14 protein-coding genes and 1 riboswitch are annotated in these 14083 nt (G+C 71.9%); of the genes, 6 read left to right on the top strand and 8 right to left on the bottom strand.

Features of this window, described 5'->3' with window-relative positions; all coding sequences use genetic code 11:
* Window positions 1-177 precede the first annotated feature (177 nt).
* Entirely contained in the window at window positions 178-906 is a 729-nt protein-coding gene (locus J8403_RS24235) for a copper homeostasis protein CutC (protein ID WP_211124996.1), read from the bottom strand.
* 56 nt (window positions 907-962) lie between these two features.
* Between J8403_RS24235 and J8403_RS24230 the strand changes: the two genes are divergently transcribed.
* Window positions 963-1634 carry an HD domain-containing protein gene (locus J8403_RS24230; protein ID WP_211124995.1) on the top strand — a complete coding sequence of 224 codons (672 nt, stop codon included), beginning with the start codon at window positions 963-965 and terminating at the stop codon, window positions 1632-1634.
* 86 nt (window positions 1635-1720) lie between these two features.
* Window positions 1721-2959 carry a Cmx/CmrA family chloramphenicol efflux MFS transporter gene (locus J8403_RS24225; protein ID WP_246585960.1) on the top strand — a complete coding sequence of 413 codons (1239 nt, stop codon included), beginning with the start codon at window positions 1721-1723 and terminating at the stop codon, window positions 2957-2959.
* 206 nt (window positions 2960-3165) lie between these two features.
* On the opposite strand, the gene J8403_RS24220 is transcribed toward J8403_RS24225, so the two are convergent.
* Together J8403_RS24220 and J8403_RS24215 are read right to left on the bottom strand one after the other, a co-directional pair.
* On the bottom strand, window positions 3166-3438 hold the full coding sequence (locus J8403_RS24220) for a DUF4031 domain-containing protein (protein WP_211124993.1): 273 nt from the start codon (window positions 3436-3438) through the stop codon (window positions 3166-3168).
* Complete coding sequence (locus J8403_RS24215) at window positions 3438-3794, bottom strand: hypothetical protein (RefSeq protein ID WP_211124992.1); 357 nt, start codon at window positions 3792-3794, stop codon at window positions 3438-3440. The genes J8403_RS24220 and J8403_RS24215 overlap by 1 nt, the downstream gene beginning before the upstream one ends.
* Before the next feature lie 145 nt (window positions 3795-3939).
* Between J8403_RS24215 and J8403_RS24210 the strand changes: the two genes are divergently transcribed.
* Window positions 3940-4878 carry a MurR/RpiR family transcriptional regulator gene (locus J8403_RS24210; RefSeq protein ID WP_211124991.1) on the top strand — a complete coding sequence of 313 codons (939 nt, stop codon included), beginning with the start codon at window positions 3940-3942 and terminating at the stop codon, window positions 4876-4878.
* Between the two features lie 97 nt (window positions 4879-4975).
* Entirely contained in the window at window positions 4976-5947 is a 972-nt protein-coding gene (gene murQ / locus J8403_RS24205) for an N-acetylmuramic acid 6-phosphate etherase (RefSeq protein WP_211124990.1), read from the top strand.
* A 131-nt stretch (window positions 5948-6078) separates the two neighbouring features.
* Here the strand turns inward: murQ and groL are convergent, their stop codons facing one another.
* From groL to thrC, 4 genes are all read right to left on the bottom strand, one after another.
* On the bottom strand, window positions 6079-7704 hold the full coding sequence (groL, locus tag J8403_RS24200) for a chaperonin GroEL (protein ID WP_211124989.1): 1626 nt from the start codon (window positions 7702-7704) through the stop codon (window positions 6079-6081).
* A 338-nt stretch (window positions 7705-8042) separates the two neighbouring features.
* Window positions 8043-8249 (bottom strand): cold-shock protein, encoded by a 207-nt coding sequence (locus J8403_RS24195; RefSeq protein WP_009716982.1) that lies wholly within the window; start codon window positions 8247-8249, stop codon window positions 8043-8045.
* 409 nt (window positions 8250-8658) lie between these two features.
* Complete coding sequence (locus J8403_RS24190; protein WP_059142722.1) at window positions 8659-8937, bottom strand: MoaD/ThiS family protein; 279 nt, start codon at window positions 8935-8937, stop codon at window positions 8659-8661.
* Complete coding sequence (thrC, locus tag J8403_RS24185) at window positions 8934-10244, bottom strand: threonine synthase (protein WP_211124988.1); 1311 nt, start codon at window positions 10242-10244, stop codon at window positions 8934-8936. Before thrC ends, J8403_RS24190 begins: the two co-directional genes overlap by 4 nt.
* A gap of 18 nt (window positions 10245-10262) precedes the next feature.
* Window positions 10263-10404, bottom strand: a riboswitch (SAM riboswitch).
* 192 nt (window positions 10405-10596) lie between these two features.
* Between thrC and J8403_RS24180 the strand changes: the two genes are divergently transcribed.
* Window positions 10597-11544 carry a glucosyl-3-phosphoglycerate synthase gene (locus tag J8403_RS24180; RefSeq protein WP_211124987.1) on the top strand — a complete coding sequence of 316 codons (948 nt, stop codon included), beginning with the start codon at window positions 10597-10599 and terminating at the stop codon, window positions 11542-11544.
* 118 nt (window positions 11545-11662) lie between these two features.
* Entirely contained in the window at window positions 11663-13147 is a 1485-nt protein-coding gene (locus J8403_RS24175) for an alpha,alpha-trehalose-phosphate synthase (UDP-forming) (protein ID WP_211124986.1), read from the top strand.
* A 5-nt stretch (window positions 13148-13152) separates the two neighbouring features.
* Here J8403_RS24175 and otsB read toward each other — a convergent pair whose 3' ends face one another.
* Window positions 13153-14025, bottom strand: coding sequence for a trehalose-phosphatase (gene otsB / locus J8403_RS24170; protein WP_211128398.1), 873 nt, complete (start codon window positions 14023-14025; stop codon window positions 13153-13155).
* Between the last annotated feature and the right edge of the window lie 58 nt (window positions 14026-14083).

Below are 14083 nucleotides of genomic sequence, written 5' to 3'. Positions count from 1 at the left end.
CGGGGCCGGTTTCCGGGGCCGGTTTCCGGGGCGGGAAACGGGCCCGGTTTCCGGCCCGGTGTGCAGGCCCGGCACCCCACAGGAGCTTGTCGGCACAGCCGCCGCGCAGGCCGCCTCAGCGCCGCGCACCCCGATCTCATCGCCACGCAGACCGCCTCAGCGCCGCGCGGCCGCCCTTCAGGCGACCGGAACGGGCGCGTCCAGGGCCGTACGCCACCGGCCGACCGCCGCCGCGTCCACCGGACCGGCCCATCCCGCCGGACGGGCCGCGCCGCCGATGTGGAAGGCGTCGATCCCGGCGGCGCGCAGGGCGGGCAGATGGTCGAGGCGCAGCCCGCCACCGGCCATGACGCGCGGCTCATAGCCCGGCGTACCGATCCGCGCCGCCTCCTCGGCCAAGGTCGGCAGACCGTCGTCGACGCCGTGCGCGGACCCGGCGGTGAGATACGTGTCGAGGCCGGGGAGGTCGGCGAGCCGCTTGCGCAGCCCGTCGCGATCCGCGGCACGATCGATGGCCCGGTGGAAGGTCCAGCGGCTCTCGTCCACCCCGCCACCCGCCCGTACGACCTCGGCCAGCGCGGTCACGGCGGCCAGGTCGACCCCGCCGTCGTCGGTCAGGAAGCCCAGGACGAACTCGTCCGCGCCCTCCGAGTGCAGCGCGGCCGCGGCCTCGCACAGCGCGTCGAACGCGACGGGGTCCCCGGCCGCGAAGCCGTCGGCGGCGCGGAGCATCACCCGCACCGGCAGGTCCACGGCCGAACGGACGGCGGCGAAGGTCTCACGGGAGGGGGTGAGCCCGTCGGCGGCCATGTCGGTGACCAGTTCGAGGCGGTCCGCCCCTCCGGCCTGTGCGGCGATCGCGTCCGCCGGGTTCAGGGCGATCACCTCGAGAATTGGTCTAGACATGCTCCACAGCTTGCCACACCGCGCAAGAGGGCAAACCGCTACCCCACAATTGGCCCATGCCCGCACCCGCGCCCGCCCGCCATCCGGCCCATGACGCCCTGCTCACCCGCTGGACGGACCTCCTCACCAGCGCCCGCGAAGCAACGGATCCCTCTCCCCTGCCCTACGGCGAGGACCTGCTGACCCGCTGGGCCGAACCCCAGCGCCGCTACCACACCACCGATCACCTGCTCGCGGTCCTGGACCGGGTGGACGAGCTGCTCCCCCACGTCCAGGCACCCGACCCCGCCGCCATCCGGCTCGCCGCCTGGTTCCACGACGCCGTCTACCTCCCCGACCGCTCCACCAACGAGGAACGCAGCGCCCGCCTCGCCGAACGCGCCCTCACCGAGGCGGCCGTCCCGGCGCCCCGCACGGCCGAAACCGTCCGCCTCGTCCTCGTCACCCGCGACCACGACCCCGCCGAGGGCGACACCAACGGCGAAGTCCTCTGCGACGCCGACCTCGCCGTGCTGGCCGGCTCCCCGGCGGCCTACGGCGCCTACGCGGCGGCGGTCCGCGAGGAGTACGGCTTCGTCCCCGACGACGCCTTCCGCGAGGGCCGCGCGAACGTCCTCCGCCACCTGCTGGGCCTGTCCCGCCTCTTCCGTACGCCGGAGGGCCACGACCGCTGGGAGGAGGCCGCGCGCCGCAACATGGCCACGGAGCTGGAGCTGCTCGGTGCGTAACCGCCGTTGAAGGAATGCCGAGGTCAGGCCATGGTGTTGAGCCTGGCATGCCCTCCTCCTCCCCAGCGGATTCCGCTCGCTCCCGCATGCCCCTGGCGGTCTATGTCCTCGGGCTGTCCGTCTTCGCCCTCGGTACCTCCGAGTTCATGCTGTCCGGGCTGCTGCAACCCGTCGCGCGCGACATGGGCGTGTCCATCCCCACGGCCGGATTGCTGATATCGGCCTTCGCGATCGGGATGGTGGTCGGGGCGCCGGTGCTGGCGGCGGCCACGCTGCGGTTGCCGCGGCGGACGACGCTGATGGCGCTGCTGGCGGTGTTCGGGCTCGGGCAGATCGCCGGGGCGCTGGCGCCGTCGTACGGAGTGCTGTTCGCCTCGCGGGTCCTCAGCGCGCTCGCGTGCGCCGGGTTCTGGGCGGTGGGCGCCGCGGTGGCCGTATCGCTGGTGCCGGTGAACGCGCGGGCGAAGGCGATGGCGGTGATGGTCGGCGGGCTGAGCATCGCGAACATCGCCGGGGTCCCCGCCGGGGCGCTGCTCGGGCAGCACGCGGGGTGGCGGGCCGCCTTCTGGGCGGTGGCCGGGCTGTCTGCGCTCGGGCTGGTCGGGGTCGTCGCGCTCGTACCGCGTACGGAGGTGCCGACCGGGGACGACCGGCCGCGGCTGCGGGCCGAGTTGCGCATCTACCGCGACCGGCAGGTGTGGCTGGCGCTGGCCGCCACCGCGCTGAGCGGTGGCGCGGTCTTCTGCCTGTTCTCCTACCTCGGGCCGCTGCTGACCGATGTGGCGGGGCTGGACGAGAGCTGGGTGCCCACCGTGCTCGCGCTGTTCGGGGTCGGCGCGCTGCTGGGGACGGTGCTCGGCGGGCGGATCGCGGACGCGCATCTGTTCGGCACGATGCTCGGGGGCATCTCCGCCTCGACGGTCGTGCTGAGCGCACTGGCGCTGACCGCGCACAGCGCGGTCGCGGCCGTGACCTTGGCGCTGCTGCTCGGCTTCACCGCCTTCTTCACCGCGCCCGCGCTCAACGCCCGGATGTTCAACCTCGCCAACGCCGCGCCCACGCTCGCGGGCGCGACGAACACCTCGGCCTTCAACATCGGCAACACGGTGGGCCCGTGGCTCGGCGGCCTCGTCATCGACCTGGGCTGGGGCTACCCGGCCGTCGCCTGGACGGGCGCGGCGCTCGCCGGTACGGGCGCGGTGACGACGGTCGCCGCGATGCGGCTGCACCGGGCGGCGGGGGCCTCGCGCGTCATCGCCACGTCGGCGACGTACGACCTGGCGGATACGGAAGCGGCCCCCGACCCGTCGCGCACAACGCACTAACCGGTCGCGGCGACGCCGCCGCCCGCGCGGGGCACTCACCTTGGCCCCAAAGCTGGGCTTGATGCCCGCCATACCACCGCGGTGCGGCCGCCCCCGGGGTCACGAGCGACGGCGCGGCAGCGCGCCCAGACCTACGCGCGGCGAGGACGCGGCGGCCGTACCGGGCGGCCGGTGGACAGGGCCCGCCGCGGGCCCGCCCGCACCGGTCAGTCCGCGTTCGCGCCCCGCTTGCGGCGGCGGAGGCCCGCGGACTTCAGACGGCGGAGGAGTTCCTTGCTGCCGACCTCCTCCGCGCCCGCCCCCACCGCCTTCGCGTACAGCTCGCTCGGCAGGTCGTAGTGGTCACGGTCGAAGCCTCGGCGCGGGGCGCCGATGCGGGCGGCGAAGGCGTGGAGTTCGGCGTAGGAGACATCGCTGACCAGGTGGGACCACAGACGGCCGTGGCCCGGCCACGAAGGCGGGTCGATCAGTACGGCCATCAGAGGGTGGTGCCCAGCGAACCCACGGGCGCCACCGCGACCGCCGTCTTGCCGCAGACCCAGTGCGGGTCGGGGCCCAACTCGGGTTCCACGTCGAGGGCGTGGAGGTCGCCGCCCTGGGTGCAGACGGGGCACAGCGGCCATCGGCCGTACCGCTCCAGCAGGGCGTCCTGGACGTCCTGGGCGACCAGACCGGCCACGTACGCAACGCCTTCCGGCCACTGCTCGACCCACCACCGGCGGTGCGCGATCGCGTCTTCGACCAGCGAGACGATATCGGCCCGGGCGACCTCGCCCGCCGCGAGGTCGGCCAGGACGAGGGCACGGGCCGCGTGCAGTGCGTGTTCGAGCTTCATGGGTCCCATTGTCACCTTTGCTTCCTCCTGGCGCCTGTTTGCTTCGTCCTCGCTCTGCTCGCCCCGCCGCACCGCCGCACCGCCGCACCGCCGCACCGCCGCACGGAGGGTTGACGAGCCCAGTGGCCGGAAATAGTTTTCGCGAATGAGAAGCGACCTGAAGGAAACTTTCATGCCACCTCCGCAATCCGATCCCACCCCGCCCGCTCCGGCAGCCCTCGCCGCGAAGGTGCGCACGTTAGGCCCCTCCATGACCCGCTCCATGCAGCGCGTGGCCGAGGCCGTGGCGGGGGATCCGGCCGGATGCGCGGCGCTCACCGTCACCGGGCTCGCCGAGCGGACCGGCACCAGCGAGGCCACGGTCGTCCGCACCTCCCGGCTGCTCGGCTACCCCGGATATCGCGATCTGCGCATCGCGCTCGCCGCGCTCGCCGCACACCAGGCGGCCGGGCGGGCCCCGGCCGTCACCGCGGACATCGCGGTCGACGATCCGATCGCCGATGTGGTCACCAAGCTGGCGCGCGAGGAGCAGCAGTGTCTGGCCGACACCGCCGCCGTCCTGGACACCAGCCAGGTCGAGGCCGCCGTATCGGCGCTGGCCACGGCCCGCCGGATCGATGTGTACGGGGTGGGGGCGTCCAGCCTCGTCGGCCAGGACCTGGTCCAGAAGCTGCTGCGGATCGGGCTGATAGCCCATGCCCACGCCGATCCGCATCTCGCGGTCACCAACGCGGTCCAGCTCCATTCCGGCGACGTCGCCATCGCGATCACCCACTCCGGGCGTACGACGGATGTCATCGAGCCGCTGCGGGTGGCCTTCGAGCGCGGCGCCACCACCGTCGCGATCACCGGACGGCCGGACGGCGAGGTCGCGCAGTACGCGGACCTGGTGCTCACCACCTCCACCGCCCGGGAGAGCGAGCTGCGCCCGGCGGCCATGTCCAGCCGCACCAGCCAGCTGCTGGTGGTGGACTGCCTGTTCATAGGGGTCGCCCAGCGGACGTACGAATCGGCCGCGCCCGCTCTCTCCGCGTCGTACGAGGCCCTCGCGCACCGCCACGACCCGCGTCCCGGGCATCGCTGAGCCGGGCACCGATCATCGCTTCGCCCGGTGGCTGCCCGCCAGTCAGTCACCGTCACCCCCACCCCCGCCCTGACGTACCGGAAAGAGCCGCTTCGCCATGACTTCCGCCGACTTCGCAGCCGACCCCACCGACTCCGCGGCCGACCAGGACTCCACCCGGCTCCGCGCCCAGCTCGACACCCTGACCACCGAGGCGTTCCGCCCCGAACTCGCCGAGATCGACCGGCTGGAAACCCTCGAGATCGCCCGGATCATGAACGCGGAGGACGCCGGCGTCCCCACCGCCGTCGCCCTCCAGCTCCCCCGCATCGCCGCCGCCATCGACGCCATCGCCGCGCGGATGTCCCGCGGCGGCCGTCTCCTCTATACGGGCGCGGGCACCGCCGGACGGCTCGGGGTGCTCGACGCGAGCGAATGCCCGCCCACCTTCAACACCCGGCCCGAGCAGGTCGTCGGGGTGATCGCGGGCGGCCCGGACGCCGTGGTGACCTCGGTCGAGGGCGCGGAGGACAGCGCGGAACTGGCCGCCCGGGACCTCGACCTGCTCGGGGTCGGCCCCGACGACACGGTGGTCGGCGTCTCGGCCTCCGGCCGCACCCCGTACGCCGTGGGCGCGGTCGAACACGGCCGACGGCTCGGCGCGCTCACCGTCGGGCTGTCCTGCAACGCCGGCTCGGCGCTCGCCGCCGCGGCCGACCACGGCATCGAGATCGTCGTGGGACCGGAGCTGCTCACCGGCTCGACCCGGCTGAAGGCGGGCACGGCTCAGAAGCTGGTGCTCAACATGATCTCGACCATCACCATGATCCGGCTGGGCAAGACCTTCGGAAATCTGATGGTCGATGTGCGCGCCTCCAACGACAAGCTGCGCGCCCGCTCGCGGAGGATCGTCTTCCTGGCGACCGGCGCCTCCGACCAGCGGATCGAGAGCGCGCTGGCGGCCACGGACGGCGAGGTGAAGAACGCGATCCTCACCATCCTGGGCGAGGTGGACGCCCCGACCGCCGAGAAGCTGCTCGCCGAGGCACACGGCCATCTGCGCGCCGCCCTCGATGCGGCTGAGCGGTAAGCCCGGATACGCCTGCTCCCGCAGCCGGGGCCCGGCCCCCAGAACGCCGTCGGGGCGGCACCCCTGGGAGAGGGTGCCGCCCCGACGTCCTGGACGGTACGACCGACCGGCGAACGAACGCGCCGAGTCGATCAGAAGTCCATGTCACCGCCCGGCATACCGCCCGGAGCGCCCGCCGGGGCGGCCTTCTCCGGCTTGTCGGCGATGACGGCCTCGGTGGTGAGGAACAGCGCGGCGATCGACGCGGCGTTCTGCAGCGCGGAGCGCGTGACCTTGGCCGGGTCGATGATGCCCTCGGCGATCAGGTCCACGTACTCACCGGTCGCGGCGTTGAGGCCGTGACCCGGGGTCAGGTTGCGCACCTTCTCGACCACGACGCCGCCCTCGAGACCGGCGTTGACCGCGATCTGCTTCAGCGGGGCCTCCAGGGCCAGGCGCACGGCCTGGGCACCGGTGGCCTCGTCACCCTCGAGCTCCAGCTTCTCGAAGACCGAGACGGTCTGCAGCAGGGCCACGCCACCACCGGCGACGATGCCCTCCTCGACGGCCGCCTTGGCGTTGCGCACCGCGTCCTCGATGCGGTGCTTGCGCTCCTTGAGCTCGACCTCGGTGGCGGCACCGGCCTTGATGACGGCCACGCCGCCGGCCAGCTTCGCCAGGCGCTCCTGCAGCTTCTCGCGGTCGTAGTCCGAGTCCGAGGACTCGATCTCGGCGCGGATCTGGTTGACGCGGCCCTGCACCTGGTCGGTGTCGCCGGCGCCGTCCACGATGGTGGTCTCGTCCTTGGTGACGGTGACCTTGCGGGCGCGGCCGAGCAGGTCGAGACCGGCGTTCTCGAGCTTGAGGCCGACCTCCTCGGAGATGACGGTGCCACCGGTGAGGATGGCGATGTCACCGAGCATGGCCTTACGGCGGTCACCGAAGCCCGGGGCCTTGACGGCGACGGACTTGAAGGTGCCACGGATCTTGTTGACGACCAGGGTGGCCAGGGCCTCGCCCTCGACGTCCTCGGCGATGATCAGCAGCGGCTTGCCCGACTGCATGACCTTCTCGAGCAGCGGGAGGAGGTCCTTCACGCTGCTGATCTTGGAGTTGACGATCAGGATGTACGGGTCGTCGAGCGACGCCTCCATACGCTCCATGTCCGTCGCGAAGTACGGGGAGATGTAGCCCTTGTCGAAGCGCATGCCCTCGGTGAGCTCGAGCTCGAGCCCGAAGGTCTGCGACTCCTCGACGGTGATGACACCTTCCTTGCCGACCTTGTCCATCGCCTCGGCGATGAGCTCGCCGATCTGGGTGTCGGCGGCGGAGATGGAGGCGGTGGAGGCGATCTGCTCCTTGGTCTCCACGTCCTTGGCCTGCTCGAGGAGCTGGGCGGAGACGGCCTCGACGGCCTTCTCGATACCCCGCTTGAGCGCCATCGGGTTGGCACCCGCGGCGACGTTGCGGAGGCCCTCCTTGACGAGCGCCTGGGCGAGGACGGTCGCGGTCGTCGTGCCGTCACCGGCGACGTCGTCCGTCTTCTTCGCGACCTCCTTGACCAGCTCGGCGCCGATCTTCTCGTACGCGTCCTCGAGCTCGATCTCCTTGGCGATGGAAACACCATCGTTGGTGATCGTGGGGGCGCCCCACTTCTTCTCGAGGACGACGTTGCGGCCCTTGGGGCCGAGGGTGACCTTGACGGCGTCGGCGAGCTGGTTCATCCCGCGCTCGAGGCCGCGCCGCGCCTCCTCGTCGAACGCGATGATCTTGGCCATGTGAAGTGGTCCTCCCAAGACGGGGTGGATTGCTCCGGACCGCGCTGGCGCCCGCGACGGACGGCCTGCCTGCCGTACGGTTCCTTGCCCCGCATGGCCTGGCGGGCCTCACCGACCCGGTCCTTCTGTCACTCTCAACGTCAGAGTGCTAACGCCAATGATTAGCACTCGGGCCTATAGAGTGCAAGCGGCCGTGACGGGTGGGCACAAGCGCTCCCGTCCGCATCAACCCCCGCGCCAACCCCGTAATGATCAGCGCGGACACGCCGAAGGGTCCGTACCCTGGCCGGGACACGGACCCTTCGGACTGTACTGTTCAGCTGCGTCGCGTCGGCGCGTCAGCCTACGGCCACGCGGACCATGTCGGCCTGCGGGCCCTTCTGACCCTGCGAGATCTCGAACTCGACCCGCTGGCCTTCCTCGAGGGTGCGGTACCCGTCCATCTGGATCGCGCTGTAGTGGACGAACACGTCCGCACCACCGTCGACCGCGATGAAGCCGTACCCCTTCTCCGCGTTGAACCACTTGACGGTGCCCTGAGCCATTCCTAACTCCCCTATTGCTGGCCCTTGCGCAGGACCGCACTCCGCGGACCCGGGTCAGACCTCACCCCCCGGATGTGGGGGGTGTGCGCCGGAACGCGTCGACCGCCGCTGAATGTATCCGTCCCAACGCCCTCTGCAACAGGTCAATCGGACGAGAATTCTGGGCGCGGTCGAACGGTTAAAAGTGAGAAATTATGTGAAGTCCGGGCAAGCCGGGCGGGACATAGGGAACCAACCCGACAATTCGTGCTCACACTTTACGCACAACTTGACGAGTTCTCATATGTGGTTCCGGCCCGGGGGCCATCGGGGAATCCGGGCAACTGTATCGCGATTCCACACACGGAATCGCCCCGTCCGGTTGTCCCCGGACGGGGCGATGCCAAAGGTGAGGAGGGTGGGCGCGGGGTCAGCAGCCGCCCGCGACCGCCGGGATGATCGAGATCCCGGCACCGTCCGGGGTCGCCGTGGCCAGGCCGTCGGCGAAGCGGACGTCGTCGTCGTTGACGTAGACGTTGACGAAGCGGCGGAGCTTGCCGGTGTCGTCCAGCACGCGGGCCGCGATGCCCTGGTGGTTCTTCTCCAGATCCGCCAGGACCTCGGCGAGGGTCGCACCCTCGGCGGGAACCTCGGCCTGACCGGCGGTGTACGTGCGCAGGATGGTCGGGATTCGGACGTTGACGCTCATGCGAGACCAGCCTCTCGGAACGAGTCAAGGGTGGGGCGGATGATGGCGGAGGGACCCGTGGTGGGGGCCACCGCGTCGAGGGTCTTGAGGCCGTCGCCGGTGTTGAGCACGACGGTCGTCAGGGACGGGTCGAGCAGACCGTCCTCGATCAGCTTCTTGGTCACGCCGACGGTCACCCCGCCCGCGGTCTCCGCGAAGATCCCCTCGGTGCGGGCGAGCAGCTTGATCGCGTCGACGATCTGCTCGTCGTTCACGTCCTCCACCGCGCCGCCCGTGCGGCGGGCGATGTCCAGGACGTACGGGCCGTCCGCGGGGTTGCCGATGGCCAGTGACTTGGCGATGGTCTGCGGCTTCTGCGGCCGCACGACGTCATGGCCGGCCTTGAAGGCGGCGGAGACCGGGGAGCAGCCCTCGGCCTGGGCGCCGAAGATCTTGTAGGGCTTGTCCTCGACCAGCCCGATCGCGATCAGCTCCTTCAGCCCCTTGTCGATCTTGGTGAGCTGGGAGCCGGAGGCGATCGGGATGACGATCTGGTCCGGCAGCCGCCAGCCGAGCTGCTCGCAGATCTCGTAGGCCAGGGTCTTGGAGCCCTCGCCGTAGTACGGCCGCAGATTGACGTTGACGAAGCCCCAGCCCTCGCCGACCGGGTCGCCGATCAGCTCGCTGCAGAAGCGGTTGACGTCGTCGTAGGTGCCCTCGATGCCGACCAGCTCACCGCCGTAGACCGCGGCCATGACGACCTTGCCCGCCTCCAGGTCGTGCGGGATGAAGACGCAGGAGCGGAAGCCCGCCCGGGCGGCCGCGGCACCGACCGCGCCGGCGAGGTTGCCGGTGGAGGAGCAGGAGAGGGTGGTGAAGCCGAAGGTGCGGGCGGCCTGGACGGCGATGGCGACGACCCGGTCCTTGAAGGAGTGGGTCGGGTTGCCGGAGTCGTCCTTGATGTGCAGCTCACCGGTGACGCCGAGCTCACGGGCGAGGTTGTCGGCCTTGACCAGCTGGGTGAAGCCCGGGTGCAGGCTGGGCAGGTCCGCCACGTCCGCCGGGACGGGCAGCAGCGGGGCATAGCGCCAGATGCTGTTCGGACCGGCCTCGATCCGCCGGCGCAGCCCCTCCGGGTCGCCGGCCGGCAGCTCGTACGCGACCTCGAGCGGCCCGAAACAGACCTCACACGCGAAGATCGGGCCCAGATCGAACCGCTCACCGCACTCCCGGCAGGACAATGCGATGGCGGGACCGAAGGCACCGGAGGCGTCGGAGGCGGAGGACGCGGAGGAAACAGTTGAGCTTTCTACTGACTGCACAGCCATGGATGGCGAGGCCCTTTCTCCTCATCTTCCTCGCGACGCATTTCGCCACGAGACGGAATTGGCACCTTCCCGAGCTGGGAGCCTCGCTGCGGAATGCGAGATCAGCTGGAGGGTTGCCGGGGCTTCAACGGGCCGTTCCCTCTGCCCCTCTGGATGAGCGGTATGGCACCGGGCGGACCCGGGCGTTTGTCAGCACGGCATCATCACGGGCTTCCTCGGTAAACACCGAGGTCGACCCCGACATACGACGGTCACGTGCGTTGTTCAAGACTGTAACCGAAGGCCCGGATGGTTGAGCTAGCCGTCCGAAGCGCGAGATGGATCACAGCGACCACGGCAGGGAGAGACACAGGTGCTGGAAGAGGTGGAGCACTGGCTGAAGCACCGCTCCTGGTCGGCCGACGACCGGCCGCTGGACCGCCTGCTCGACGCGAAGCGGGGCTCGGCGACGACCCTGAGCGTGGTCCTGCCCGCCCTGAACGAGGAGGCCACGGTCGGCGAGATCGCCGCGATCATCCGCCGGGAGCTGATGGGCGAGGCGGCGCCGCTGGTGGACGAGCTGGTGGTGCTGGACTCCGGCTCGACGGACCGCACCGCCGAGGTCGCCGCGGCGGCGGGCGCCACCGTCGTCCCCCGCGACTCGCTGCTGCCCCGGCTGCCCGCGCTGCCCGGCAAGGGCGAGGTGCTGTGGCGGTCCCTGCTGGCCACGCGCGGCGACATCATCTGCTTCATCGACGCCGACCTGCGGGAATTCGATCCGCGCTTTGTCTCCGGGATCGTCGGGCCGCTGCTGACCGACCCCGCGCTGCAGCTGGTGAAGGGCATGTACGACCGCCCGCTCGGCGATGTGGCGGGCCAGGGCGGACGGGTCACCGAACTGGTCGCCCGCCCGCTGCTGAATCTGCACTGGCCCCAGCTGGCCGGATTCGTCCAGCCGCTGGGCGGTGAGTACGCGGCCCGCCGCACGCTGCTGGAGCGGCTGCCCTTCCCGGTCGGCTACGGGGTCGAGCTGGGGCTGCTGGTCGACGCGCTGCACACGGTGGGCCTCGACGCGCTCGGCCAGGTGGACATCGGGGTGCGCAAACACCGCCACCAGGACGGGCTGGCGCTGGGCCGGATGGCCGCCGCGATCTACCGCACCGCGCAGCTGCGGCTGGCCCGGGGCCATTTGGTGCGGCCGCGGCTGACCCAGTTCGACCGGGGCGAGACCGGCTTCGAGCCGCGCACCACGGACGTGGACACCGAGGAACGGCCGCCGATGATCGAGATACCGGAGTACGCGGAGCGGCGCGCGGCGTGACGCACCCGGGCGGCGCGGGATAGCGGCCACTGGTCGGAAACAGGCCGCCCCCTACCGCCTACGGGGCAAGAAACCGTACGTACGTTTGCGCGGGGTCGTGGCTGGCTAGGCTCGCGACATGGCAGTTCCGCGCACCGCTCCGATCCTGGTCGCCTCCAACCGCGGTCCGGTCTCGTACACCCTGGGCGAGGACGGCTCGCTCACCGCCCGGCGCGGCGGTGGCGGGCTGGTCTCCGGCCTCAGCGCCATCGGCCCCGACGCGAACGCGGTGTGGGTGTGCGCGGCGCTCGGGGAGGATGACCGCGAGGCGGCCCGGCGCGCCGGGGACAGCCATCTGAACCCCGGTGACACCGGCGGCCAGCAGGTGCGGATGCTCGACATCGCGCCGGATGTCTTCGCCGCCGCGTACAACGGCATCGCCAATTCGGTGCTGTGGTTCATCCACCATCTGCTCTACCAGACCCCGGTCGAGCCGGTCTTCGACGCGGAGTTCGCCGACCAGTGGGCGGCCTACGAGGCGTATAACGCGGCCTTCGCGGACGCGCTCGCCGAGGAGGCGGTGGACGAGGCCGTCGTCCTGGTGCAGGACTACCACCTGGCGCTGGTGCCCGCGATGCTCCGCGAGCGGCGCCCCGATCTGCGGATCGGTCACTTCTCGCACACCCCCTGGGCCCCGCCGGACTACTACCGGCTGCTGCCGGACGACGTCGCGGCGGGTGTGCTGCGCGGCATCCTCGGCGGCGACCGCGCCGCGTTCCTCACCGAGCGCTGGGCCGGTGCCTTCGCCGACTGCTGCGCGGCCGTGCTGGGCGCGGAGATCGTCCGCGACGGCGACGGCGACAGTGACGGTGACGGGAACGGCGAGGGCGCGGCGACGGCCGTGCGCTTCGAGGGGCGGGAGACCCGGCTGGGCGTCCACGGCCTGGGCGCGGACGCGGACTTCCTGCGGCAGCGGTCGCGGCAGGAGGATGTGGACGAACGGCTGACCAGTCTGCGGGCGCAGATCGGGCCGGACCGGAAGTCGATCGTCCGGGTGGACCGCACCGAGCTGTCCAAGAACATCGTGCGCGGGCTGCTGGCCTACCGGCGGCTGCTGGAGACCCACCCCGAGTGGCGGGAGCGCGTGGTGCACGTGGCCTTCGCCTACCCCTCCCGCCAGGACCTCGCGGTCTACCGCGACTACACCGAGCGGGTGCGGCGGATCGCGGAGGAGATCAACGCCGAGTACGGCACGGAGGGCTGGACCCCGGTCGCCCTGCATGTGAAGGACGACTTCGCACGGTCGCTCGCGGCCTACCGACTGGCGGACGTGGCGCTGGTCAACCCCATCCGGGACGGGATGAACCTGGTGGCCAAGGAGGTCCCGGTGGTCTCCGAGCGGGGATGTGCGCTGGTGCTGTCACGGGAGGCGGGGGCCCACGCCGAGCTGGGCGACGACGCGCTGGTGGTGAACCCGTACGACGTGGAGGCCACCGCCCGGGCACTGGACGAGGCGCTGCGCATGAGCGACGGCGAGCGCGCGGACCGTACGAAGCGACTCGCCGCCGCCGCGACCGCGCTGCCGCCCCAGGCATGGTTCCTGGCGCAGCTGCGGGCGCTGTAGGGCTCTTACGAGGCGTTGGCGCCGCCGACCGCGTTGGCGCCGCCGACCGCGTCGGCCAGGGACGACAGCAGCTCCACCACGCCCGCCGGGCCGTCGACCACCAGGTCGGCCCGCTGGGCGAGTTCGGTCACCTCCGTGCTGCCACTGCACACCAGCACCCCCGGCACACCCTCCTCGCGCAGCCGCTCCACCGCCCCGAACGCGGCCAGGTCGCCCAGGTCGTCGCCCGCGTAGAGAACGGCCTCCGCGCCGGTGCGCCGTACGTACTCCGTGAGGGCGACGCCCTTGTCCATGCCCGGCGGCCGCAGCTCCAGCACCAGCCGGCCGGGCTCGACGATCAGCCCATGGCGCTCGGCCAGGGCGTGCAGCGGCGCGCGCAGCAGCTCGAACGTGGCCTGCGGGTCCTCGGCACGGCGGGTGTGGACGGCGACGGCGCGGCCCTTGTCCTCGATCCAGGTGCCCCGCGAGGCGCCGTACTCCGCGAGGACGGCGGGGAGTTCGGCCTGGACGGCGGCGACGCCGGGGTGCGGTTCGGGCGCCTGGACGGCGCCACTCGCCGCGTCCCAGCGCTCGGCGCCGTAGAGACCGAGGACGACGAGCCCGTTCAGCCCCTCGGCCCCGGCGAAGCCGCCGTACCGGACGGCGACCTCGGCCGGACGGCCGGTGATCACCGCGACGGAGCGCAGCCGCGGGGCCAGCCGGGAGAGCGCGGGGACGGCGCCGGGGTGGGCGCGGGCCTGGTCGGGGTCGGGGACGATCTCGGCGAGGGTGCCGTCGAAGTCGAGTCCGACAACGGCGCGGCCGGGCCGTTCGAGGAGGGCGGCGAGGCCCTCGCGGCCGGCGGCGGTGGTAGGTACGGGGAGGGGGTGACTGCCCATAGCGCTGCCCATGCCGGTGACCCTACCGGGCCCGGCGGCCCCACGGGCTTCCCCCGGA

This window comes from Streptomyces yatensis (assembly GCF_018069625.1).
Lineage (GTDB): Bacteria > Actinomycetota > Actinomycetes > Streptomycetales > Streptomycetaceae > Streptomyces > Streptomyces yatensis.
This window is presented reverse-complemented; position numbering and strand designations above follow the sequence as displayed.